This is a genomic window from Amycolatopsis solani (assembly GCF_033441515.1).
Taxonomy (GTDB): domain Bacteria; phylum Actinomycetota; class Actinomycetes; order Mycobacteriales; family Pseudonocardiaceae; genus Amycolatopsis; species Amycolatopsis solani.
Genome location: NZ_JAWQJT010000002.1, coordinates 1,989,302 through 2,012,114, shown reverse-complemented (window position 1 = coordinate 2,012,114; position 22,813 = coordinate 1,989,302). Strand labels below are relative to the sequence as shown.

The 22,813-nt window shown below is 72.6% G+C and carries 25 protein-coding genes; 14 read left to right on the top strand and 11 right to left on the bottom strand.

Annotated features, from left to right (window positions below; genetic code table 11):
- The first annotated feature begins 13 nt into the window (after window positions 1-13).
- On the top strand, window positions 14-592 hold the full coding sequence (locus SD460_RS29840; RefSeq protein WP_290059901.1) for a hypothetical protein: 579 nt from the start codon (window positions 14-16) through the stop codon (window positions 590-592).
- Window positions 593-613: 21 nt separating this feature from the next.
- On the opposite strand, the gene SD460_RS29835 is transcribed toward SD460_RS29840, so the two are convergent.
- Entirely contained in the window at window positions 614-1,552 is a 939-nt protein-coding gene (locus tag SD460_RS29835) for an RluA family pseudouridine synthase (protein ID WP_290059886.1), read from the bottom strand.
- A 16-nt stretch (window positions 1,553-1,568) separates the two neighbouring features.
- On the bottom strand, window positions 1,569-1,946 hold the full coding sequence (locus SD460_RS29830; protein ID WP_290059900.1) for a DUF5313 domain-containing protein: 378 nt from the start codon (window positions 1,944-1,946) through the stop codon (window positions 1,569-1,571).
- Window positions 1,947-2,031: 85 nt separating this feature from the next.
- Here SD460_RS29830 and SD460_RS29825 point away from each other — a divergent pair, with 85 nt between their 5' ends.
- The 3 genes from SD460_RS29825 to SD460_RS29815 are packed head-to-tail and all read left to right on the top strand — an operon-like array spanning window position 2,032 to window position 3,972.
- Window positions 2,032-2,469 carry a MarR family winged helix-turn-helix transcriptional regulator gene (locus tag SD460_RS29825; RefSeq protein ID WP_290059885.1) on the top strand — a complete coding sequence of 146 codons (438 nt, stop codon included), beginning with the start codon at window positions 2,032-2,034 and terminating at the stop codon, window positions 2,467-2,469.
- A gap of 53 nt (window positions 2,470-2,522) precedes the next feature.
- Window positions 2,523-3,404, top strand: coding sequence for a TIGR03854 family LLM class F420-dependent oxidoreductase (locus SD460_RS29820; RefSeq protein WP_290059884.1), 882 nt, complete (start codon window positions 2,523-2,525; stop codon window positions 3,402-3,404).
- A gap of 28 nt (window positions 3,405-3,432) precedes the next feature.
- Window positions 3,433-3,972, top strand: a complete 540-nt coding sequence (locus SD460_RS29815; RefSeq protein ID WP_290059883.1) for a TetR/AcrR family transcriptional regulator — start codon at window positions 3,433-3,435, stop codon at window positions 3,970-3,972.
- Here SD460_RS29815 and SD460_RS29810 read toward each other — a convergent pair.
- Window positions 3,969-5,483 carry an MDR family MFS transporter gene (locus SD460_RS29810; RefSeq protein ID WP_318307219.1) on the bottom strand — a complete coding sequence of 505 codons (1,515 nt, stop codon included), beginning with the start codon at window positions 5,481-5,483 and terminating at the stop codon, window positions 3,969-3,971. The two genes, SD460_RS29815 and SD460_RS29810, sit on opposite strands and share 4 nt — an antisense overlap.
- Window positions 5,484-5,608: 125 nt before the next feature.
- Between SD460_RS29810 and SD460_RS29805 the strand changes: the two genes are divergently transcribed.
- Entirely contained in the window at window positions 5,609-6,775 is a 1,167-nt protein-coding gene (locus tag SD460_RS29805; RefSeq protein WP_318307043.1) for a DUF1015 family protein, read from the top strand.
- Here SD460_RS29805 and SD460_RS29800 read toward each other — a convergent pair.
- Together SD460_RS29800 and SD460_RS29795 are read right to left on the bottom strand one after the other, a co-directional pair.
- A complete protein-coding gene (locus tag SD460_RS29800; RefSeq protein ID WP_318307042.1) occupies window positions 6,772-7,695 on the bottom strand; it encodes a squalene cyclase in 924 nt (307 codons plus the stop codon). The genes SD460_RS29805 and SD460_RS29800 overlap by 4 nt on opposite strands.
- Entirely contained in the window at window positions 7,695-8,201 is a 507-nt protein-coding gene (locus tag SD460_RS29795) for a DinB family protein (protein ID WP_290057916.1), read from the bottom strand. The genes SD460_RS29800 and SD460_RS29795 overlap by 1 nt, the downstream gene beginning before the upstream one ends.
- Window positions 8,202-8,255: 54 nt before the next feature.
- On the opposite strand from SD460_RS29795, the gene SD460_RS29790 reads away from it, so the two are divergent.
- From SD460_RS29790 to SD460_RS29780, 3 genes are read left to right on the top strand one after another with little or no spacing between them, the layout of a single operon-like run.
- The gene (locus tag SD460_RS29790; protein ID WP_290057917.1) at window positions 8,256-9,335 is read left to right on the top strand and encodes an ATP-dependent DNA ligase; all 1,080 of its coding nucleotides are present in this window, start codon (window positions 8,256-8,258) and stop codon (window positions 9,333-9,335) included.
- Window positions 9,332-10,336: a non-homologous end-joining DNA ligase gene (ligD, locus tag SD460_RS29785; protein ID WP_290057918.1), complete on the top strand. Its 1,005-nt coding sequence runs from the start codon at window positions 9,332-9,334 to the stop codon at window positions 10,334-10,336. The genes SD460_RS29790 and ligD overlap by 4 nt, the downstream gene beginning before the upstream one ends.
- Before the next feature lie 2 nt (window positions 10,337-10,338).
- Window positions 10,339-10,785 (top strand): GNAT family N-acetyltransferase, encoded by a 447-nt coding sequence (locus tag SD460_RS29780; protein ID WP_290057919.1) that lies wholly within the window; start codon window positions 10,339-10,341, stop codon window positions 10,783-10,785.
- On the opposite strand, the gene SD460_RS29775 is transcribed toward SD460_RS29780, so the two are convergent.
- Window positions 10,782-11,042: a hypothetical protein gene (locus SD460_RS29775; RefSeq protein ID WP_290057920.1), complete on the bottom strand. Its 261-nt coding sequence runs from the start codon at window positions 11,040-11,042 to the stop codon at window positions 10,782-10,784. The genes SD460_RS29780 and SD460_RS29775 overlap by 4 nt on opposite strands.
- 59 nt (window positions 11,043-11,101) lie before the next feature.
- Window positions 11,102-12,112, bottom strand: coding sequence for a CobW family GTP-binding protein (locus tag SD460_RS29770; protein WP_290057921.1), 1,011 nt, complete (start codon window positions 12,110-12,112; stop codon window positions 11,102-11,104).
- A gap of 438 nt (window positions 12,113-12,550) precedes the next feature.
- Here SD460_RS29770 and SD460_RS29765 point away from each other — a divergent pair, with 438 nt between their 5' ends.
- The 3 genes from SD460_RS29765 to SD460_RS29755 all read left to right on the top strand — a co-directional run bounded on the left by SD460_RS29765 (window position 12,551) and on the right by SD460_RS29755 (window position 15,681).
- A complete protein-coding gene (locus SD460_RS29765) occupies window positions 12,551-13,696 on the top strand; it encodes a nitric oxide synthase oxygenase (protein ID WP_290057934.1) in 1,146 nt (381 codons plus the stop codon).
- A 105-nt stretch (window positions 13,697-13,801) separates the two neighbouring features.
- Window positions 13,802-14,308 (top strand): flavodoxin domain-containing protein, encoded by a 507-nt coding sequence (locus tag SD460_RS29760; RefSeq protein WP_318307041.1) that lies wholly within the window; start codon window positions 13,802-13,804, stop codon window positions 14,306-14,308.
- A gap of 77 nt (window positions 14,309-14,385) precedes the next feature.
- A complete protein-coding gene (locus SD460_RS29755; protein WP_369077414.1) occupies window positions 14,386-15,681 on the top strand; it encodes an MFS transporter in 1,296 nt (431 codons plus the stop codon).
- Here SD460_RS29755 and SD460_RS29750 read toward each other — a convergent pair.
- The 3 genes from SD460_RS29750 to SD460_RS29740 are packed head-to-tail and all read right to left on the bottom strand — an operon-like array spanning window position 15,632 to window position 18,122.
- On the bottom strand, window positions 15,632-16,204 hold the full coding sequence (locus tag SD460_RS29750) for an STAS domain-containing protein (protein ID WP_318307040.1): 573 nt from the start codon (window positions 16,202-16,204) through the stop codon (window positions 15,632-15,634). The two genes, SD460_RS29755 and SD460_RS29750, sit on opposite strands and share 50 nt — an antisense overlap.
- Window positions 16,205-16,247: 43 nt before the next feature.
- On the bottom strand, window positions 16,248-16,907 hold the full coding sequence (locus SD460_RS29745; protein WP_290057924.1) for a response regulator transcription factor: 660 nt from the start codon (window positions 16,905-16,907) through the stop codon (window positions 16,248-16,250).
- 9 nt (window positions 16,908-16,916) lie between these two features.
- Window positions 16,917-18,122, bottom strand: coding sequence for a sensor histidine kinase (locus SD460_RS29740; RefSeq protein ID WP_290057925.1), 1,206 nt, complete (start codon window positions 18,120-18,122; stop codon window positions 16,917-16,919).
- 172 nt (window positions 18,123-18,294) lie between these two features.
- Here SD460_RS29740 and SD460_RS29735 point away from each other — a divergent pair, with 172 nt between their 5' ends.
- Window positions 18,295-18,900 carry an MmpS family transport accessory protein gene (locus SD460_RS29735; RefSeq protein ID WP_290057926.1) on the top strand — a complete coding sequence of 202 codons (606 nt, stop codon included), beginning with the start codon at window positions 18,295-18,297 and terminating at the stop codon, window positions 18,898-18,900.
- 50 nt (window positions 18,901-18,950) lie between these two features.
- Here the strand turns inward: SD460_RS29735 and SD460_RS29730 are convergent, their stop codons facing one another.
- Window positions 18,951-20,444 carry a sialidase family protein gene (locus tag SD460_RS29730; protein ID WP_290057927.1) on the bottom strand — a complete coding sequence of 498 codons (1,494 nt, stop codon included), beginning with the start codon at window positions 20,442-20,444 and terminating at the stop codon, window positions 18,951-18,953.
- A 213-nt stretch (window positions 20,445-20,657) separates the two neighbouring features.
- Between SD460_RS29730 and SD460_RS29725 the strand changes: the two genes are divergently transcribed.
- Window positions 20,658-21,653 (top strand): PadR family transcriptional regulator, encoded by a 996-nt coding sequence (locus SD460_RS29725; protein WP_290057928.1) that lies wholly within the window; start codon window positions 20,658-20,660, stop codon window positions 21,651-21,653.
- A 128-nt stretch (window positions 21,654-21,781) separates the two neighbouring features.
- Window positions 21,782-22,813 (top strand): class I SAM-dependent methyltransferase, encoded by a 1,032-nt coding sequence (locus tag SD460_RS29720; RefSeq protein WP_290057929.1) that lies wholly within the window; start codon window positions 21,782-21,784, stop codon window positions 22,811-22,813.

Sequence of the window (22,813 nt, the reverse complement as noted above, 5' to 3'; positions counted from 1 at the left end):
TCACGGTGCGGGCGTGCTCGTGGCGGTCGCGGCAGGACTCGCGATCCTCGCGCCCACGGCGGACGCCCAGGTCGGGACGGGTCCGTGGACCCCGGACTCGCCGGGCTACTCCGAGCAGGAGCGGGGGTGCGGCCGGATCTCCGGGCTCACCTTCCAGCTGACTTGCTCGACCGGCAGCGGCGACCAGCGCGCGGAACGCCGCTACACCACCTACACCGGTGGCACCCACCAGTTCGAAGGCTCGTTCAAGATCACCAGCATGACCGGCTCCCGGATCAGTCTCAAGCAGACGTTTCGAGACGGCTCGAGCGCGGGGCCGTACTTCATGCTGGCCGTCGAGAAAGGTGGCCGGGTGTACGCCGTGGAGGGCGGGGCGACGCTGGGCAGCGGCGCGACGGTCGGCACGTCGGTGCGGGTCAACACCGTCAACCAGGTCGGCAGCTCGCACAAGGTGTACCTCAACGGCTCGCTGAAGCAGACGATCTCCAGCCCGGGCGGCAGCTACTACGACAAGTTCGGCAGCTACCGCACGTCCAGCGGCGCGGGGCCGGTCACCGTGCAGTGGAGCGGTGTGAAGTTCTGGCGCAAGTGACGCGCCGGCGGCGCTCCCGGGTCAGGCCGGGGGCGCCGCCCACGCGGCGGCGTCGTCCCAGGCGGACAACCGTCGCCCGCTGGTGAACCGCCGGGGCGTCCCGGTGACCGGGTCGTCGAAGGCGAGCACCTTCGCCAGCAGCTGCAACGGTTTCGTGAAGTCGCCGAGCGGCTTTTCCCGCAGTTGCGGGTAGAAGTCGTCGCCGAGGATGGGGACGCCGAGGCCGCTGAGGTGCACGCGCAGCTGGTGCGTCCGGCCGGTCGAGGGCCGGAGCCGGTAGCGGCCCAGCCCGTCGCGGTGCTCGGCCAGTTCGACGTGCGTCTCGGCGTTCGGCTCGCCCGGCTCTTCGCGGGCGGCGAGTACCCCACGCTCCTTGACGATCCGGCTCCGGACGGTCCGCGGCAGGTCCAGGGCCGGGTCGTACGGGGCGATGGCCTCGTACTCCTTGTGGACCCGGCGGTCGCGGAACAGCGTCTGGTACTTCCCGCGCAGTTCCGGCGTGATCACGAACATCACCAGGCCGGCGGTGACCCGGTCGAGCCGGTGCGCGGGGGACAGGTGCGGGAGGTCCAGGTCGCGCCGCAGCCGCACGAGCGCCGTCTCCAGGATGTGCTGTCCGCGCGGGATGGTCGCCAGGAAGTGGGGCTTGTCGACGACCAGCAGGTGCTCGTCGCGGTAGACGACGTCGATCTCGAACGGCACGGGCACCTCGTCCGGCAGGTCGCGGTGGAACCAGATGAACGAGCCGGGCTCGAACGGCGTGTCCACGCCGAGCGGGCCGTCGAGGCCGTGGATGCGTTCTTCCCGCAGCATTTCCTCGATGCGGGCCGGTGCCACGCGGGGCAGCCGGTCGACGAGGTGCGCCAGCAGGGTCGGCCACTCGCCCTCGGCGGGGAGCTTGAGCCGGGCGGGGTCCAGCCCGTGGCGCGGCGGGATCGGCGGGCGGAGCTTGCGTCTCATCGTCCGCTGACTCTAACTAACCCTCCGAGGGCCGCCGGTAGCGCGCGAGGTAGCGGGCGGTCGCTTCGGCGTTCTTCGCCTCGGCGGCTTCGGCGCGGATGCGGCGCCCGGTGTTGTGCGGGAAGCCCTGCCGGCCGAGCCGGTGTTCGACGCTCTCCTCCATGTACGCGCACGAGTAGAAGTACGCGACGAGCCCGGCCATGAGGACCAGCGAGAGCCGCAGCCAGATCGAGCCGGGCAGCAGCAGCCACACCGCGCACAGCGGCAGGATGCCGACCGACCGCTGCAGCACGTACCGCGCCCGCCAGTGCTTCGACGTCGCGTCGTGCAGAGCCCAGTCGTTGAACCGCGAGGGGAGGCGCACGCCCACGGCGTAGCCGAACCAGCGGAGCACACTCGGTCGTTCCATGAGTTCCATAGTACACTAATGCTTAGTGCACTAATCATTAGTGCGACCCGCGACACCGTAGGATTGGCACATGATCGACCTGGGCGAGGACCCGCTGAAGCTGGACCGGCAAGTGTGTTTCGCGCTGTCGGTGGCTTCGCGCAGCGTGATCGCGATCTACCGGCCGCTGCTCGAGCCGCACGGCCTGACCCATCCGCAGTACCTGGTGCTGCTCGCGCTGTGGGAGCGCTCGCCGCGTTCGGTGAAGGACCTGGGCGCGTCACTGCGCCACGAACCCGCGACGCTCTCGCCGCTGCTGAAGCGCCTGGAGGCGCTGGGGTACGTGACGCGCGCGCGGAGCCGGGAGGACGAGCGGCAGCTGACCGTCGAGCTGACGGAGAAGGGGCGCGCGCTGCGGGCGGAGGCCGAAAAGATCCCGTACCGGGTCGTCGAGGCGCTCGGGATGGACCTGCCGGAGCTGGAGGCACTGCACGCGGCGCTGACCCGGGTCATGGCGGCGACGGCCTGAGGAATTCCCGGCCGCCCGGGGCGTTGCCCTTGGAGAGCTCTCCGGGAGGAACCGTGCTGAAGATCAGGCTGGGCGTCGCGCCGGCGGCGGGAACGGGGCCCGGCGAGTTCGCCGGGCTGGCGCGGCGGCTGGAAGCCGAGGGCATCGACTCGCTCTGGCTGTCGGAACTCGTCTACTCGCCCGAAGTCGACCCCGTGATCGGCATGACGCACGCGCTGGCGACCACCGAGAAGCTCAAGGTCGGCACCGGCGTGGCGATCCTGCCCGGCCGGCACCCGGTGCTCGTCGCGAAGCAGCTGCTCACGCTGGCCGGCCTGGCGCCCAAGCGGGTGCTGCCGGTGTTCGGGCTGCGCCCGGCCCGCGCCGCCGAGCAGGACCTCTTCCCGGTGCCCGCCGGGCGCCGGGCCGCGGTGTTCGACGAGTCGCTGACCCTGCTGCGGCGGCTGCTCGAAGAGGACGACGTCTCCTTCGACGGCGAGTTCTTCCGCGTCGAGGGCGTCCACCTCGGGCCGCGCCCGGCCAAGCGGCTGGACGTCTGGCTCGGGGGAGCGGCGCCGGCGGCCCTGCGCCGCGCGGGCCGGCTCGCCGACGGCTGGCTCGGCAGCTTCCACACGCCGTCCCAGGCGCGCGACGCCCGCATCGCGATCCAGGAAGCCGCGGCCGAGGCCGGGCGCGAGATCGAGGCCGACCACTTCGGCCTCAGCCTGGCCGTGGCCGACAAGGGGCTGCCGGACGAGCTCGCCGCCGCGGCGGCGAAGCGGCAGCCCGGTGTGCCGGTCACCGACCTGGTGGCGACGAGCTGGCCCGAGGCGCGCCGGCTGGTGGAGCAGCACATCGAGGCCGGGTTGTCGAAGTTCGTCATCCGGCCCGGCCACGGCGACTTCGAGGAGTTCCTGGCGAACTTCCGGGCGGAGCTCATGCCGCTGCAGAACTGATGTACCTACTGGTAGGTACGCTGGTCTCGTGGACACGAGGGAACGCCTCATCGAGAGCACGCGCACGCTGCTGTGGGAGCGCGGGTACGTCGGGACCAGCCCGAAGACCATCCAGCGGCTCGCCGACGCCGGCCAGGGCAGCATGTACCACCACTTCTCCGGCAAGGAGGAGCTGGCGCGCGCGGCCATCGACCGCACCGCCGGGGAGATGCGCGCGGCCGCCGAAGCGCAGCTGTCCGGGCCGGGCACGCCGCTCGAGCGGATCGCGGCCTACCTCCGCCGCGAGCGCGACGTCCTGCGGGGCTGCCCGGTCGGCCGCCTGACGCAGGACCCGGACGTGATGGCCGCCCCCGTCCTCCGTGAGCCGGTCGAAGAGACCTTCGCCTGGCTGCGCACTCGGCTCGCCGAAGTCGTGGCGGAGGACGACGGCGGCCTCGACCCGGCGACCACCGCGGCGGCGATCGTCGCGACGCTGCAGGGTGGCTACGTGCTCGCCAGGGCCGCGGACCGCACCGAGCCGTTCGAGCAGGCGATCGAGGGGATCCTCGAGCTGCTCGGGCGCGCCTAGAACTCGAGCTGCTCGGTCTTGCGCGGCATCAGCAGCAGCGCCACCACCGACAGCACCGCCACCGCCAGCAGGCCGAGGAACACGTAGTGCGTCGCGTCGTTCAGCGCGCCTCGGACGAACGTCGCCACGGGGGAGTCGTCGTGCCCGCCCAGCACCAGGCTCGTCGCGTCCACCGACGGCGGCAGCTTGCCCGCCACCTCGGCCGGCGGGTTCTCGAACCGCGAAGCCAGCGTCGCGTTGGCGATCGCGCCGAACACCGCCGCGCCGACCGCGCTGCCCAGTGACCGGCTGAACAGGTTCGTCGCCGTCACCACGCCGCGGCGGTCCCAGCCCACCACCGACTGGATCGCCACCAGCGTCGGGCTCGCCGCCAGGCCGAGGCCGAGGCCGAGGACGAACGCCGCGACCGCCGCCGCCCAGATCGACGACGTCGCGCCGAGCGTGGCCACCAGCACGCCGCCCGCGATGATGAACACGCTGCCGATCAGCGCCGTGTCGCGGAAGCCGATGCGGAGGTAGATCTTGCCGGCCAGGGCCGCGGAGATGGGCCAGCCGACGGTGAGCGCCGCCACCGCGAACCCGGCCACCAGCGCGCCCGCGCCCAGCACGCCCTGCGCGTACGTCGGGAGGTACGACGTCAGGCCCATCAGGACCGCGCCGACCACGACCGCGACCAGGTTGCCGCCCACCAGGATCCGCCGGGTGAAGACCCACAGCGGCAGCACCGGCTCGGCCGCGCGCTTTTCGACCAGCACGAACGACACCAGCAGGGCCGCGCCCACGACGAAGATCGCCACGCTCGGCAGCGACCCCCACGCCCACGCGACGCCGCCTTCGAGCAGGCCCAGGATCACCAGCGAGCAGCCGACGGTGAGCAGCGCCGCGCCGGTGTAGTCGACCCGGTGCGGCTTGCGCTCGACGCGCTCGGCGAAGTTGCGGTGCAGCATCAGCGCGGCGATCGCGCCGAGCGGCAGGTTGACGAAGAAGATCCACCGCCAGTCCAGGTACTCGGCGAACACGCCGCCGAGCGTCGGGCCGACCACCGACGCGATGCCCCAGACGCTGGCGACGTAGCCCTGCACCCTGGCGCGTTCCTCCACCGTGTAGAGGTCGCCGATGATCGTCATCGACATCGGCTGGATCGCGCCCGCCCCGATGCCCTGCACCGCGCGGGCGGCGATCAGCACCGGCATGCTCCACGCGGCCCCGCACAGCACCGAGCCGACGAGGAACGCCGCGATCCCGAAGAACATCACCGGGCGGCGGCCGAGGACGTCGGCGAACTTGCCGTAGAGCGGCACCGTGACGGCCTGGGTGAGCAGGTAGATCGAGAACAGCCACGGGAACTGCGAAAACCCGCCGAGGTCGCGGACCACCGAGGGCACCGCGGTCGCGATGATCGTGCTGTCCAGCGCGACCAGCGCGGTGCTGAGCATGACGGCGACCAGCACCGGGCCGCGTTCCGACCGGAAGCCGACCCCCTTCACGCTGGTGGCGGCGGGTGTCGTCATCGGCGGGCTGCTCCTCGGGGTGGTCATGACCGGAGTCAACTGCTTTGCAGCCCTAAGCATTCCACCAGGACGCACCGCACCCCAGTGAATTTCCGTCTTCGCGCTCTTCGCGCAAGATGGGAGGGATGAGTGACTGGATCCGGCCGATCGGGCGGGGCTGGGTGGTCCGCGACGCGGTCCCCGGGCCCGACGTCGACGAGTTCGCCGAACCCGACCGGGTGGTCGCCGCGCTCGCGGCGGCCGGGGCGGGGGACAGCCTGCTGGCCGTGCAGCACCCCGCGCGCACGCCCGCGGCGCTGGCGCGGGGTCTCGACCTGGCCGCCGCCGTCCCGGTCGCCCGCGCGGTGCTCGAGCGGCTCCGCAAGCGGTCGTACCGGCCGGTGCGCGAGGTCGTCGCGCCGTACCGGATCGAAGGCCCGGACGGCGTCGCGCTGGGCCTGCTCTGCCTGGTCGACCCGGCCGCGGTGACGGACGACGGCACCGCGCGGGTCCGGCACACCGAGGACGTCTACCCCGACGTCGTGGCCGAGCGGGCCGCCGTGCTCGCCGGGCTCGGCTGCGCGACCAGCGCGGCGCTGCTCGTCCCGGCCACCGGCGGCGACGCGCTGACCGAGGAGGTGGCCCGCGCGTGCGGCGCGCTCGGCCTGCCCGACCTGTCGACGGCGGACGCGGGCGGGCGGCGCCACGACCTGTGGGTGGTGCCCGCCGGGCCGCTGCAGCGCCGCCTGCTCGCCGCGGTCACCGCCGCCGACCTCCTGGTCGCCGACGGCAACCACCGCGTGGCCGCGGCCGCGGCGGCCGGCCACGGCGGGCTGCTCGCCCTGGTCACCGCGGGCCCCGCCCTGCGCATCGGCGCGATCCACCGCGTGCTCACCGGCATCGGCCTCGGCCCGGAGGACCTGGTGTCCCGCTGGTCCGCGGCGGGCCTGGACGTCCGCTACGACGAGCACGCGGTACCGGTCACCGGCGAGGCGGTGGTGCACGCGGGCGGGGCGGTGCTGCGGGTCCCGCTCCCGCGGACGGGCTTCGCCGGCCCGGGACCGGTGATCGACCACGAGATCGTCGAGCGCGTCCTCTTCGCGGACGCGCTGGGGATCGACCCCGACGGCCCGTGCATGCACCCGCTCCCCGACGGCCGCCCGGTACCCCCGGACGCCGACGCGGTGGTCCTGCTGGCCCCGGTGAGCCGCGCGGACGTCCTGGCGGTCCACGCGGCGGGGCGGCGGATGCCCCGGAAGGCCACGTACTTCACGCCGAAGCCGCGCAGCGGGCTGGTGCTGGCGGAGCTCTAACGGGCGTCCCACCAGTTCAGGACCCGGGTCGCGAAGAACGTCAGCCACTTCGACGGCTCCCCGGCCGGAGCGTCCACTTCGAACCACACCCGGCCGGCGTCCGTCCGCTGCTGCAGCCACGTTCCGTCCGCCTGGCGGGCCGCGCGGATCAGCTCGATCGCCTCCGCCATGCGCTCGTCCGGGCGGTCCGCGTCGCGGAAGTACGAAGCCGCGTTGAGGACGTCGTAGCGCCAGCGCATCGGGTAGCCGAACTCGCCTACCCACGGCCCGAGCGGCTCGCCCGTCGACCGCCGCCGGAACAACCCGCGTTCCAGGAGGTATTCCTCGCCGCCGCGGCGGGCCTCGCGGGTCTCCTCGGTTCCACCCGTCGCGTTTTCGTGCGCCAGCAAGCCTTTCAGGGCGTTGAGTGTCGAGTGGACGGACGAGCGCATCGAGCCCTCGACCCACTCGCAGTTCCAGCCGCCGTCCGGCAGGCGGTGGGTGGTGAACCACTCGGCGATCCCGGCGACGTCCGCGCCGAGCCACACGCCGTTGGCCAGGGTCCACGCGTTGATGCAGCAGTCGACTTCGCCGTCCCAGTACGGCAGGTCGTCGTACTCCCAGCGGCAGTTCGCGGCCAGCAGCCCGGCCGTGCCGCTCAGGACTCCCGCGTCGAGACCCCAGTCGCGCAGGGCGTTCAACGACCACGTCGTCGCCGTCCACGGCTGGGGCTCGTCGCCGCGGAAGCCGGCCGGGAAGAACGCGCCGCCCGCCCAGCGGCCGTCCGGGTCCTGCGCCGCCAGCAGCCGTGCGCCGAACCCTTCCGACGCGACTCGCGCCCGCGTCGCCTCCCAGACCGCCGGTGGTGCGCCCGCGAGGTCCCGCTCGACCTGCCAGCGCAACGCCGGGTCCGCGTCGAGCAGCCACGCGAGCACGTCCACTAGGCCCCCGTGACGCCGTCGATCGATTCCCGGATGAAGTCCGCGTGGCCGTTGTGGCGGGCGTACTCGTGGATCATGTGCAGCATCACCAGCCGCAGCGAAACGTCCTCGCCCCAGCGGGCCTGGTGCCCGGTGACGTCGAGGGACTCGGCCGCTTCTTCGATCTTGCGGGACTGCTCCACTTCGGCCTGCCACGCCTCGAACGCTTCCGCGCGCGTCGACGAACTCGCGTCGTAGGCGGCCTGGAAATCGCCTTCGGCCGACCACCGCAGCGGGACGTCCTCGGCGTTGATCACCCGCCGGAACCAGGTGCGCTCCACTTCGGCCATGTGCCGGACGAGGCCGAGCAGCGAGAGCGTGGACGGCGGGCTGGCGGCGCGGCGGAGGTCCTCGTCGGACAGTCCGTCGCACTTCATCGCGAGGGTGGCGCGGTGGAAGTCGAGGAACGTGCGCAGCATTTCGCGCTCGCCCCCGGTCAGGGGCGGTTCTGGGCGTTCGGTGGTCACGAGTCAGTGTGTATCACGCCCTGGAATGTCGTACCCGTGTTTTAAGCTCGCGCGGTGGACTTGCCCGTGATGCCGCCGGTGCGGCCGATGCTCGCGAAAGCCGTGCACGAGGTGCCTCGTGACCCGGGGCTGCTCTACGAGCCCAAGTGGGACGGCTTCCGCTGCGTCGTGTTCCGCGACGGCGACGAGATCGAGCTCGGTTCGCGCAACGACCGCCCGCTGACCCGCTACTTCCCGGAGCTGGCCGAGCTGCTGGCCGCCGCGCTGCCGCCGCGGTGCGTGGTGGACGGCGAGATCGTGCTGGTCACACCGCAGGGGCTCGACTTCGAGGCGCTGCAGCTGCGGCTGCACCCGGCGGCTTCGCGCGTGCGCAAGCTCGCCGAGGAGACGCCGGCCAGCTTCGTCGCCTTCGACCTGCTCGCCCTCGGCGACACCGACCTCACCGGCGAGCCGTTCCGCGTGCGGCGCGAGCGGCTGGAAAGCATCCTGCGCACCGACGCCGAAGGGCTGCAGCGCGTCCACCTGACCCCGCTCAGCGACGACCCCGCGCAGGCCGAGGACTGGTTCACCCGGTTCGAGGGCGCGGGCTTCGACGGCGTCATGGCCAAGCCCGCCGACCTGCCGTACGAGCAGGACAAGCGGGTGATGCTCAAGGTCAAGCACGAGCGCACGGCCGACTGCGTCGTCACCGGGTTCCGCTGGCACAAGGACGGCGCCGGCGTCGGTTCGCTGCTGCTGGGGCTGTTCGACGGCGAAGGCGTGCTGCACCACGTCGGCGTGGCGAGCAGCTTCACGAAGGTGCGGCGGGCCGAGCTGGTCGAGGAGCTGGCGCCGCTGCGCGAGAACGCGCTCGAGAACCACCCGTGGCGGTCCTGGGCCGAGTACGAACCCGAGCCCGGCAGGCAACCGGGCGCGAACAGCCGCTGGGCACCGCAGAAGGACCTGTCCTGGGAGCCGCTGCGGCCCGAATGGGTGGCGGAGGTCCGCTACGAGCACCTGCAGGGCGGCCGGTTCCGTCACGGCGGGCGGCTGGTCCGGTTCCGGCCCGACCGCACCCCGGAGTCCTGCACCTACGCCCAGCTCGACGAGGCGCCGCCCGCCGAGCTCGCCGAGCTGTTCGGGGAGGCGCGATGAGCGAAGCGGTGCTGCTCGACGTCGACGGTGTCGAGGTCAAGATCAGCAGCCCGGACAAGGTGTACTTCCCGGAACGCGGCGAGACGAAGCTCGACCTCGTCGAGTACTACCGGGCGATCTCGGGGCCGCTGCTGGCCCGGCTCGGCGGGCGACCGCTGCTGCTGGAGCGCTACCCGGACGGCGCGGGCGGCAAGAACTGGTTCCAGAAACGCGTGCCCAAAGGCGCGCCGCCGTGGCTGAGCACCACCGTCGTCTCGACGCCGAACGGCACGACGAGCGACGCGCTGGTGGCGAAGGACCTCGCGCACATCCTGTGGGCGGTGAACCTCGGCTGCCTCGGGTTCCACGTGTGGCCGTACCGCGCGGACACGCCGGAGGTCACCGACGAGCTGCGCGTCGACCTCGACCCCTCGCCCGGCATCGGCTTCGACGAACTGCGCGAAGCTGCCGTGCTGACGCGGGAATTCCTGGCGGAGCACGGCATCGAAGGCCACCTGAAGACGTCCGGTTCGCGGGGCCTGCACCTGTACGTGCTGCTCGAGCCGCGCTGGGACGGCTTCCAGGTGCGGGCCGCGGCGGTCGCGCTGGCGCGGGCGCTGGAACGCCGTCACCCGGAGAAGATCACCGCGCAGTGGTGGAAGGAGGAACGCGGCTCGCGCGTGTTCGTCGACTTCAACCAGAACGCGCCGCACAAGACCGTGTTCGGCACCTGGTGCGTGCGGCCGCGGGTCGGCGGCCAGGTGTCGACGCCGATCGGCTGGGACGAACTGGACACCGTGGAGCCCGACACGCTCACGCTGAGCACCGTGCCCGCGCGGGTGGCCGGGCGGGGTGACCCGTGGGCCGGCGCGGGGGAGCGGCCGCAGTCGATCGAGCCGCTGCTGGCGATGTCCGAAGCGGACCTGGCGAACGGGCTGATGGACGCCCCGTGGCCGCCGGTCTACCCGAAGATGCCCAACGAGCCGCCGCGGGTGGCGCCGAGCCGGGCGAAGAAGGCGTGAAGGTGGCCACCGTCGCGGAGTGCCCGGCCGACGACGGATTGCTGCTCGCCCTCATGACGGCGATGACGGCCGAGCTGATCGTGGTCCACGACCTGCCCCCGGACGCCCGGCCCCGCCCCCTGGACCCGGCCAGCCGCTTCCTGCTGGCCCGCGACGGCCCCCGCGCGATCGGCTGCTGCGCGGTCGAACCGGTCGAGCCGGGCCTGTCCGAGCTGAAACGCATGTTCGTCGCCCCGGACGTCCGCGGCACCGGCGTCCCGGGCGCACTGGTGGCCGAGTCCGAGCGCCTGGCCCTCGGCCAAGGCGCGCTCCGCCTTCGCCTGGAGACAGGCGTGCGCCAGCCGTCGGCCATGCGCCTGTACGAGCGCGCGGGATACCGGCGGGTGCCGAACTTCCCGCCGTACGAGGGCGACCCCGAGTCGGTCTGCTACGAGAAGGCGCTCGGCTAGACCTCGAGGTCCAGCGACAGCTGCCCGCGGTCCTCGCCGGCGGGGGCGCCGGACAGCGTCGCGACACAGCCGGGGCACGGCGTGACCTCGGCCGTCGTCAAGTCGACCGGTTTCCAGCTGCGGGATTCCCGCTCGCCGCAGGCCGAGCGGCGGTAGCGGAGGTCGCCGGAGCGGGTCATCAGGTGGGCCAGGGGGACGTCTTCGGGCAGCACGCCGACCCGGTACCAGCGGGGTGCGCTCACCGCGGTGGTCGTCATGGGCGACAGTGTCCGCCGCCCCGGGCGCGCCGGGAGCGCATTTGCCGGTCGTCGGCGTGTCAGGCCTGATCGGGGAGGTAACGCAGGATGTGCAGCAGGCCGCGTTCGTCGACCACCAACGGGTCGGGGGCCACGCAACCGCGCAGCTCGGCCAGGACGGCGCCGGTGTCGAGGCCGGCGCCGATCAGCACCAGCTCGGTCCGGTGCGGCTCCCGCGAGGGCCACGGCGAACGCGCCAGCTGCACGAAGCCGCCGACCGTGTGCAGCCGGAAGCGTGAGTCGATGCCGAAGTCGGCCTGGCCCTTCATGCGGTAGAGCCCGGCCGGGCGGCGCTCGAGGAAGTCCACGAACGCGCGGGGCGCCAGCGGCGTCTCGGCGGTGAACGTGACCGTCTGGTAGCTCGCGTGCAAGTGCCGGGAGTGGTCGTGCTCGTCCTCACGCAGGTCGTCGAACGACAGCTGGCCCACGCGCTCGCCGCGGGGTTCGGGGTCGAAGAACAGGCGCGGGTCGACCCGGCCGTGCTCGGTGACCAGCAGCGGGCGGCCCGGCGCCAGCTCCTCGACGACCGCGGTGAGCTTGGCGAGCGCTTCGGCGGGCACCCGGTCGGCCTTGTTCAGCACCACCAGGTCGGCCAGGCGCAGGTGGTCGGCCATCTCGGGGTGGCGCTCGCGGGCGGCTTCGAACTCGGCCGCGTCCACGACTTCGGCCAGGCCGCCGTAGCGGATGTCCGGGTTCTCGCTGGCGATCATCAGCCGGATGAGGTCGCGGGGCTCGGCGATGCCGCTGGCCTCGACGACGATGACGTCGATGCCCGCTTCGGCCGAGGAGAGCCGGCCGAGCATCGCGTCGAGGCCGCTCGCGTCGACCGCGCAGCACAGGCAGCCGTTGCCGAGCGAAACCATCGTGTCGACCTGGCCGGCGACCGCGAGCGCGTCGACGTTCACGCGGCCGAAGTCGTTGACCACGACGCCGACCCGGGCGCCCTCGCGGTTGGCGAGCAGGTGGTTGAGCAGCGTCGTCTTGCCCGCGCCGAGGAACCCGGCGACGAGGACCACGGGAATCGGGCTCACGCACGCGACTCTAACGTCGCGCGCGGGCGCGCTGATACACGGGTGAGCGCGGCCCGGAAAGGCCGTTCGGCGAAAGCCCTCGAACAGCCGAACGGCCCATTCCGGGAAAGGATCACGAGAGCCGGGCCGGACACCGTGATCTCATGACGGGAATGCGCTGTGCCATGTCCGGATGACCCTTGGTAGCAGTTATTTTCCCGGGCTTTCCCCTGGCCGGGGTCGCATTCCGGGGTGGCCGGTGTGGAATTCACGATCGGGGGAGTGCACCACGCGAATCGTGGAGTACTCTCCCCCGCCTGGCCGGAGTGCCGGGGGCGGCAGGACCTCCAGGCCGGGTTCGTCGTCGGCGACCATCGGAGGAACGGTGAACCTTTTCGTCGGGATGCAGATCACGATTCCGGAGAGTGGGGAGACGCGGTGACCGTTACACCTGAGCGGGTGACGGCGCCGCTGCCGCTTTACCCTCAGCGCGTCTCGGAGGAACAGAGCGTCAATTCCGCCGAAGCGGAAGAATTCCTGGACCGGATGTTCGCCGAAGGCGCCGCCGAAGCGGGTGACCGGTTCGAGACGCGGCTCGCCGCGGTCCGCGCGGAAATCGCCGAAACGGGGACCTACCGCCACACCGCGGCCGAACTGGCGTTCGGCGCCCGCATCGCCTGGCGCAACTCGGCCCGCTGCATCGGCAGGCTGTACTGGCGCAGCCTCCGCATTCGCGACCGGCGGCGGGTCACCGACCCCGCGGCGATCGCCGGCGAATGCGTCGCCCACCTGCGCCAAGCCACTCGCGGCGGGCGGATCCGCCCGACGATCACCGTCTTCGCGCCGGACACCCCGGACGCGCCGGGGCCGCGCATCCACAACGAACAGCTGATCCGCTACGCCGGGTACCGCTTCGACGACGGCTCGGTCCTCGGCGACCCCCGGTACACCGAGTTCACCGAACGGGTGCGAAGACTCGGCTGGCGCCCGCCGGAACGGCGGGGGTCCTTCGACGTCCTCCCGTTGCTGGTCGAGGCGATCCCCGGCGAGCCGCGGCTGTTCACGCTGCCCCCGGACGCCGTGCTGGAGGTCCCGCTCACCCACCCCGACCACCGCTGGTTCGCCGGCCTCGGCCTCCGCTGGCACGCCGTCCCGGCGATCAGCGACATGCCGCTGGAGATCGGCGGGGTCACCTACCCCGCGGCGCCGTTCAACGGCTGGTACCTCGGCACCGAAATCGGCGCCCGGAACCTGGCCGACGAACAGCGCTACGACCTGCTGCCGGTCGTCGCCGAGCTGATGGGCCTGCCGACGGCGTCGGAGCGCACGCTGTGGCGCGACCGGGCGCTGGTCGAGCTGACGCTGGCCGTGCAGCACTCGTTCGACACCGCCGGCGTGACGATGGCCGACCACCACACCGAATCGCAGCGGTTCCTGGCCCACCTCGAACGCGAAGAGCAGGCCGGGCGCCGGTGCCCGGCCGAGTGGAGCTGGATCGTGCCGCCGGTGTCCGGTGGTCAGACCGCGGTGTTCCACCGCTACTACGACGAGCCCGACCCCGCGCAGCGCCCGGCGTTCTTGCCGCCCGGGAGCACCGGCGGGTGAACGAGTGGGCCCGGGAGCCCACGAAGAGCAACGTGAGTGCGCCCGTATGGCGGATCGTGCCCGGCCTGCGGCGCGGGCCGGTCCGCCAGGGCCGACAATGGGGGCATGTCCGTAGTCCTCGTCGCCTACGCCGGGCGCCACGGCGGAACCCGGCAGATCGCCGAGGTGATCGCCGCGGAGCTCGGCGGGAGCGGCCTGACCGTGGACGTGCGCGACGCCGCCGACGTCGCCGGGGTCGAGGACTACGCCGCCGTCGTCATCGGCAGCGCGCTGTACTACCACCGGTGGCGGCCGGAGGCGGTCCGGTTGCTGGAACGCAACGCCCGGGCGCTGGCGGAGCGCCCGGTCTGGCTGTTCCACAGCGGGCCGTGCGGCCCGAACGCGGCCGGGCAGCAGGTCAGCCTGCCGGCGAACGTGGCGCTGCTGGCCGCGCGCATCGACGCGGAGCGCACCGCGACCTTCGGCGGGCGCCTCGACCCGGCGACCGTGCACGGCCTGATCCCGCGCCTGCTGGCGTCCGGGTCCCGCGCCGGCGACTTCCGCGACTGGGACCGGATCAAGGCCTGGGCCCGGGACGTCGGCCGCCGGGTCCGCACCCGCGTCGCGCTCTGACCCTTGCCCGCGCACCGCGGGCAATGCTAAACCGTGCCTGCGGTCTACCGGTGAAAAACCGACGGGACGGGGCAAACGTGACGGAACGCCAGGCGGAACCGGCTCCGGCCAAGAAAGCGCTTACATCCGATCAGCGCAACGCCTTCCTCGCGGCGCTGCTCGGCTGGAGCATGGACTCCTTCGACTACTTCCTCGTCGTCTTCGTCCTCGCGGACATCGCGAAGGACAAGTCGTTCGGCGCGACGGCGACCCAGCTGGCGTTCATCACCACGGCCACGCTGGTGATGCGCCCGGTCGGCGCGCTGCTGTTCGGCCTGTGGGCCGACCGCGTCGGACGGCGGATCCCGCTGATGGCCGACGTCCTGCTGTACTCGGTGGCCGGCCTGCTCTGCGCGTTCGCCCCGAACTACACCGTGCTGCTCGTCCTGCGCTTCGTCTACGGCATCGGCATGGGCGGCGAGTGGGGCCTCGGCGCGGCACTGGCGATGGAGAAGATCCCGGTGGCGCGCCGCGGGTTCTTCTCGGGCCTGCTGCAGGTCGGCTATTCGATCGGCTACCTGCTCGCCGCGCTCGCGTACCTGCTGTTCCACTCGCTGCTCGACCTCGAATGGCGCTGGATCTTCGTGCTGAGCATCTTCCCGGCGCTGATCAGCCTGCTGATCCGGGCGCGCGTGCGCGAATCCGAGGTCTGGGAGACCGCGCGGGAGAAGATGCGGGTGACGCGGACGTCGGTCAAGGACATCCTGCTGAACCCGAAGGTCATCCGCCGCTTCGGCTACCTGATCCTGCTGATGACGGCGTTCAACTGGATGAGCCACGGCACCCAGGACGTGTACCCGAGCTTCCTGAAGGCCCACGAAAACGGGGGCGCCGGTCTCAGCGCGGCGACGAGCACCTGGATCGCCGTGCTGTACAACGTCGGCGCCATCATCGGCGGCCTGACGTTCGGCACGCTGTCCGAACGGCTGGGCCGCCGCCGCACCATCGTGACGGCGGCGGTGCTCGGCCTGCCGGTGATCCCGATCTTCGCGTTCGACCACGGCGCGGGGATGCTCGCGCTCGGCTCGTTCCTGATGCAGATCATGGTTCAGGGCGCGTGGGGCGTGATCCCCGCGCACCTGACCGAGATGTCCCCGGACGCCATCCGCGGGTTCTACCCGGGCGTGACCTACCAGCTGGGCAACCTGCTGGCCGCGCTGAACCTGCCGATCCAGCAGGCCATCGCGGAGGCGCACGGGTACTCCTCGGCCCTGGTGTGGACGGTGGTGCCCGGCCTGATCGCGGTGGCGGTGCTGACGGCGATCGGCAAGGAGGCCAAGGGGATCAGGTTCGGCGAGGCGGCGGTGGCCACGGCCCCGGCGGGGGCGAAGTAGCGCCGTCCGCCCTCAGCCGGGCCAGGATCCCGAGCCACTCGATCGCGTCGGCCGCGGTGCGGTGCAGCGGCAGCGGCGGGCTCAGCCGCAGGGCCTCGATCGCCCGCAGCACCACCGGGGGACAGCCGGTGAGGGCGAACGGGACGCCGGCGCGCACGGCGCGGTCGGCCGCCTCGTGCAGGAACACCACGCCGCGGGCGGAGCAGTGGCGCACCCCGGTCAGGTCCACGACGAGACCGCGGGGGCCCAGCGCGATCTCCTCGGCGAGCAGGCCGTGCAACCGGTCCCCGCAGGCCAGGTCGACCTCCCCGGTGACGGCGACGACGGTGGCGTCGGCGGTCGCGGTGAGCACCAGCGACGCCGCGGCCGGGGCTTCCGGTGGTTCGTGCCGGGTTTCGTAGTAGCGGTCCAGCAGCGCGTCGATGTCGAGCTTGGCGGGGTAGGGCACCGAGTCGACCCGGTCGGCCCATTCCCGCAGCGCCGCGACCAGTGCGCGGTGCTGTTCGTCATCGGGGCGGACCATATTCGTTACATCGCTTCGCGGGGCTCCGGTGCAACACCCGGGTTCACGGGGTGACCAGTCCGGCCTCGTAGGCGAAGATCGTGAGCTGGACCCGGTTGCTGACGTCGAGCTTCGCGAACGTGCGCGTGATGTGCGTTTTCACGGTGGCTTCGCTGACGAACAGCTCCGCCCCGATCTCCGCGTTCGGCTTGCCCCGCGCGACCGCCGTGACGACCTGGCGTTCGCGGTCGCTGAGCAGTCCGAGCTTCGCCTGGGCGAGCGCCCGGCGCGGGCTCACGCGCGTCGCGACGAACTGGCCGATCAGCTGTTTCGTCGTGCGGGGCGAGAGCATCGCGTCGCCGTTCGCGACCACCCGGACGCCCTCGATGATCTCCTGCGGCGAGCCTTCCTTGAGCAGGAACCCGCTCGCGCCGGCCGCCAGCGCTTCGAACACGTACTCGTCGAGGTCGAACGTCGTCAGGATCAGCACCCGCGGCGGGCGCGGCTGGGCGAGCACCGCCGCGGTCGCCGTGAGGCCGTCCATGCGGCGCATCCGGATGTCCATCAGGACGACGTCCGGCGCGTGCCGCGCGACCTGCTGCACCGCTTCGTCGCCGTCGCCCGCTTCCGCGACGACGGTGATGTCGGGCGCGCTGCCGAGGATCATGGTCAGGCCGGTGCGGACCAGCGGGTCGTCGTCGACGAGCAGGACGCGGACGCTCACCCGCCCATGCTAGGGCGCCGGGCCGGCGGCCGGTGCCCAGGGCAGCCACGCGCGCAGCGCGAACATCCGCGCGCCGGCCGGGCCCGCGGTGAACGAGCCGCCCAGCAGGGCGATCCGCTCGCCGACACCGGTGAGCCCGGTGCCCGAACCGGGCGAGGGCACCGGGTGCGGTGGCAGCGCGTTGACGACCTCGAGCACCAGGCCGGGGCCGGGGCCGCCGTGCACGGTCACCTCCGCCGGCGCGCCCGGCGCGTGCCGGAGCACGTTGGTGAGCGCTTCCTGGAGGATCCGGTAGGCGGCCGTGCCGAGCGGGGCCGGTGCGGTGGCCGCCTGGTCGAGCAGGACGGTCACGGTGGCGGTGAGCCCGGCCTGCCGGGCGCCGGCGATCAGGCCGGGGAGGTCGGCCAGCGTCGGCTGCGGCGGTTCGGCGGGACCGCCGGCCGCCCGTGCGGAGAAGCCGGGCCCGCGCAGCACGCCGATCACCTGGCGCAGGTCGTCGAGCGACTGCCGGGCGGTGGTCCGCACGGTCTTCGCCGCCGCCGCGGTGTCCGGTTCGGTGGTGGCGGTGACCTCGAGCGCGCCCGCCTGCAGCGAAAGCAGCGACAGCCGGTGCCCGAGGACGTCGTGCATCTCGCGGGCGATGCGGGCCTGTTCCTCGCGGCGCGCCATCTGCTCGCGCAGCGCTTCCTGTTCGGCGATCCGGCGGCGGGTCTCGGCCAGGCTGTGCCGCACCACCCCGACGGTGACCGGGACCGCGGTGTACACGACCGCGGTCAGGACCACGCCGACGAGCTTGGCCGCGGTCGTTTCCGTCGACATCCAGGCGCCGGCGATGGTGACCTCGGTGAAGCGGCTCGCGTCCCGCCACACCGCGAGCGCGGTCGCCGCCACCACGAGCGCCGACACGCCCCACCGCCGCCACCCGACGTGGTGGGCGGTGAACGCGGCGAGGGCGATCAGCGCGGCCAGCGAGTCGCCGGGCAGCAGCAGCGGTGGCACGAGCGCGATCCCGGTGACGAGCACCGGCCACCGGTGCCGCCAGACCAGCAGCACGGACGCGCCGATCCCGGCCAACCAGGCGAGCATGCCGAACACGGTGGTCGAAGTGGCCGACGTACCGGGCAGGGCGCTGGCCAGCGAGACGTAGATCGTGCTGCTCAGCACGCCCGCCGCGACCGCGAGCACGGTGCACACCACCCGAAGCACGGACCCCATGGCGGTGAGCCTACGAGGTGGCAAGGAGGCGTCCATCAGCTGTTCGGCTCCTCGGGGGCGCGGGCGTTGACGACTTTCGTCGTACCGGGTCGAGGCTCGCGGACGACGCGGCACGGGCCGGGGCGCTGGTTTCCTGCTCGCCGTCAAGCGAAGGCGAAAGGACACGACCCCGATGAGCGACTACACCCCGATCCAGCAGCAGTACCCGGCTCCCCAGGCCGCTCCGCCCCGCAACGGGCTCGGCACGGCGGGCTTCGTCCTCGGCCTGGTCGGACTGGTCTTCTCGCCGATCCCGTTCGTCGGCGTGCTCGCCTGGCCGCTGGTGGTGCTCGGCCTCGTCCTGTCCGCGGTCGGTCTCGCCAGGGTGCGGGCGGGCAAAGCGACCAACAAGGGACTCGCGATCGCCGGCATCGTCGTGTCGGTGCTCGGCCTCGTCGTGAGCATCCTGTGGGTGGTCGTGCTCGGCAAGGCGATCGGCGACGTGAACGAGCAGGCGACCCAGCACCACACCATCGTCTATTCGGTGACCGGGGACGCGAAGACCGCCGACGTCGACTACAGCACCTTCGACCAGGCGGGCTCGGTCAAGACCGAAACCGGCGCGGCCGTGCCGTGGACGAAAACGGTCGAGGCCACCGGGATCGTCATCGGCGCGTTCACCGTCAGCACCGGGGAAGCGGGCGGCACGGTGACCTGCAAGGTCGTCGTGGACGGCCGGGAAGCCAAGACGGCGACCGCGTCGGGTGAGTTCGCGCTCGCCAGCTGCTCGGGCTTCTGACGGCCACGGGGGAGGGGACCCGGCCAGGGTGCGGGTCCCCTCCCGCCGCGTCAGCCGCAGTGTTCGAACCCGCTGGTGTAGGACTGGCCGTCGGCCGCGCCGCCCCACTTCACGCACTTGTCCGCCGCGGCCGCGGTGACCGGGCCGGCGAAGTAGGAGAACGCACCCGAGTCGGTCGCCGGTGCCGAGCCCTGGACCTCCAGGTAAGCCGAGGTCTGGGTGGCCTTCCCGGCGTTGGCGCTCTTCATGGCGCTGACGCAGTTCTTGCCGGTGGCGGCGTTGTAGGACAGGAACGCCGTGCCGGCGGTGGCGAGCGGCGCCGAATCGATGACGCCGTAACCGAGTCCGCACGCCGGAGCGCCCAGCGCGGTGTCGGTGACCGTGGCGTAGCGGATCGTGTCGTTCGCGTGGAACTCGGGCCCGGCCTCGAACAGCACGCCGACCGAGGTCTGGGACAGCTGCACCATGTCGGAGTACGCCGCGTCCTGGCCCCACACGAGCAGGCTGCCCGCGGTGCCGGTCCAGTTCGCGCCCTCGTCGAAGGACGAGTGCACCCGCAGCTCCTTGCGACGGTCGCAAGTGGACGGTGCGGCGAACACGACCCGGTTGTACTTGCCGCCGGCGTCGGTGTCGCTCATCCGGGCCGTCGACCCCTGCACGGTCGGCGCGACGAGGTCGGTGGCGAAGGCGAACTTGGAGCTGAAGCTCGCGCCGCCGTCCGAGCTGATCGCGAAGGCGCGGTTGCGCGTCCCGCTCGCCAGGCACTTGTCACCGTCGTTGGCCTGGTTGCGCGCGGCGGCGTAGACCCGGCCGTCGAGCAGCTCGGTGACGCTGATCTCCTGCGGGTTGATCGCCGTGGTGGGCGAGTCGGTCGCACCGCGGTGCCACGTGGTGCCCTGGTCGTCGCTGTAGACCAGCGCGCCGGTGTCCTTGCCGCCGGTGGTCCAGCTGACCCCGGCGACGAGCCGCCCGGCGTGCGCACCGCGCGTGAGCACGATCCCGTGCGACGGCCCGGTGGCGAGCCAGCCCGGCGCGCTCGTGAACCCGAGTTCCGTGGTCAGCACGCGCGGGGCGCCCCACGTCTTGCCGTTGTCCTCGCTGATCGACACGCGCGGGACGCGGCCGCAAGCCGGGTTGGTGTAGCACTGCATGGTGGACAACAGCACGATCCGGTTGCTGCCCGGGATGACGATCGGCGCCGGGTTGCCCTTGGTGTCGCCGTTGGCCTTGATGACCGTCTGCAGCGCGCTCCACGTCTTGCCGCCGTCGCTGGAGCGCTTCATGACGAGGTCGATTTCGCCGAGGTCGTTGCAGACGCTCGCGCCGCCGTTGCGGCCTTCGGCGAAGGCGAGCAGGTCGCCGTTGTTCGCCTTGACGACGGTGGGGATGCGGTAGCAGTCGTGGCCTTCGGTGTTCTTGGTGAACACCAGGGTGCTGCTGACATCGGCTTGCGCGGTGGCCGTGCCGACGGCCGCCGGCACGGCCACGGCGGCGCACCCCAGCAGCCCGGCCAGCAGGCCTCTGGCGATCCGGGTGAGGTTCACGGTTCTCCCTACGGGTTCGTTTTGCGTCGTACGTCTCGGCGGCAGCGTCGACCCGGTTCGTACAAGACCCGTACATCCCGGCGTATAACGAACTATTCATGGCCGGGAGGGAAATTCCTGGTGAACGCGGTCGCGGTGCCGTGGTGGGTTGCCGCCGATCCAACGGCGATATATCGTGTGAATGTCGGCGATACGACTACACGAGGAGAGCGCATGGACAGGACAGCGGGAGCGGGCCGAATCTTCGCCGGATTCGGCGGCGGCCACTTCGGGCACGGGCCGGACCTGCACGGCGGGCGCTTCGGCCACGAGCCGGGCCTGCCGGGGATGCGTGGCCACGGAACCGGGGCGCACGGCGGGCACTTCGGGCACGGGTCCGACCTGCACGGCAGGCCCGGCCACGGACCCGGCGGGCACTTCGCGCACGGCGTGCCGGGCCACGAGCCGGACCTGGGCGGCGCGTCCGGCCACGGACCCGAGGCGCACGGCGGGCACTTCGGGCGCGGTGTGCCGGGGTACGAACACCCGGACCTGCGCGGGGTGCCGGAGCACGAGGACTGGGACGGGGGTCCGGAGCTGGCGCGCGGGGGCCCTCCAGGCGGGTTCCCGCCGCACCCGCCCCAGCCGCCGCAGCCGCCGGGCTTTCCCGGGTTCCCCGGCGGCCCCGGCTCGTTCGGCGGCCCGGGTGGCTGGGGCGGCGGTGGGGGTGCGTGGCAGCGTGTCCGCGAGTTCCGCGGCGGGCGGCCCGCGCCCCGGCCGGTGCGCCCGGCCGTGCTGGCGTTGCTGGCCGAGGAGCCGATGCACGGCTACCAGCTGATGCAGGAGATCCGCCGCCGCACGCACGACCGGTGGCGGCCCAGTCCCGGCTCGGTCTACCCGATCCTGCAGCAGCTGGAGGACGAAGGCCTGGTCCACACCGTCGAAACGGCCGGCCGCCGGGTCGCCGAGCTGACCGATGAGGGGCGCGAGCACGTCGCCGGCCGGGAGGCGGAGTTCGCCGCGCTGTGGGGGGAGCCCGAGGAGGAGCCCAACGCCGACCGGTTCGCCACGCTGTGGCATGCGCTGGGCGAGCTGTCCGGTGCGGCCGCCCAGGTGGGACACAGCGGCACCGAAGCCCAGGTGGCCGAGGTGAAGAAGATCCTCGCCGACGCCCGCCGGCGGGTCTACGCGGTGCTGGCCGACGCGGGCCTGGAGGACGAGGAAGCCTGACGCCCGGGGGTCGTGAGTGTTTAGTCGGGTTCTAACCCGACTAAACACTCACGACCACCCGCGCCGCCACCCGCTGGAGCCGACTGTCCACACCGGACGCTCGGCCTGGCCCGGTACGCTCCTCTCCCATGGAGGAAACGGACTTCGCCGCGCACCTGACGGCGGTCATGACCGGCAGCGCGCTCACCATGCTGATCGGCGTCGGCCACCGCACCGGCCTCTTCGCCGCCGCGGCCGGAGGGCCCGCCACCAGTGCCGGGCTGGCCGCTCGCGCCGGGCTCGAAGAGCGTTACGTCCGCGAGTGGCTCGGTGCCATGGTCACCGGCGGCATCTTCACCTACGACGACGGCGAGTACGCCTTCCCGCCGTCGCACGCGAAGTTCCTGCTCGGCGAAACGGCGTCGAACCTGATGCCGTCCCTGCTCACCCTGAGCGCCTTCACCGGCATCCTCCCCGAACTGGAACGCGCGTTCGCCGAAGGCGGCGGCGTCCCGCGCTCGGCGTACGGGCCGCACCTCGAGGCGCTCGGCGCGAAAACCGGCGACAGCTGGAAGCACATCTACCGCGAACACCTCGTCGACGGCTTCTTCGGCGCGGTCCCCGGCCTGACCGAGCGGCTCGCCGCGGGGGTCCGCGTGCTCGACCTCGGCTGCGGCACCGGGAACGCCATCGCCGTCGCCGCGGAAGCGTTCCCCGCCTCGCGGTTCACCGGCGTCGACATCAACCCCGGCGTCGTCGGCCAGGCCCGGGAGAACACCGCGCACCTGCCGAACGCCGAGTTCGCCGTCGGGGACGCCGCCGAGCTGGCCGGCGAATTCGACGTGATCACCGCCTTCGACGCCGTCCACGACCAGGACCGGCCGGACGTCGTGCTGCGGCGGATCCGCGGCGCGCTGGCGCCCGACGGGCTGTTCTTCATGGTGGACACGAACTTCTCCGCCGACGTCGCCCGGAACGTCGGCCACCCGCTCGCCGCGCTGTGCTACTCGATCAGCCTGATGTACTGCACGACGACGTCGCTGGCCGAAGGCGGCGCCGCGCTGGGTGCCATGTGGGGCACCGAAAAAGCGCGGGAACTGCTCGCGGACGCGGGGTTCCGGCACGTCGAAGTGCTCGGGTCCCCGCGTCCGCAGAACTGCGTCTACGCCTGCCGGCCCTGA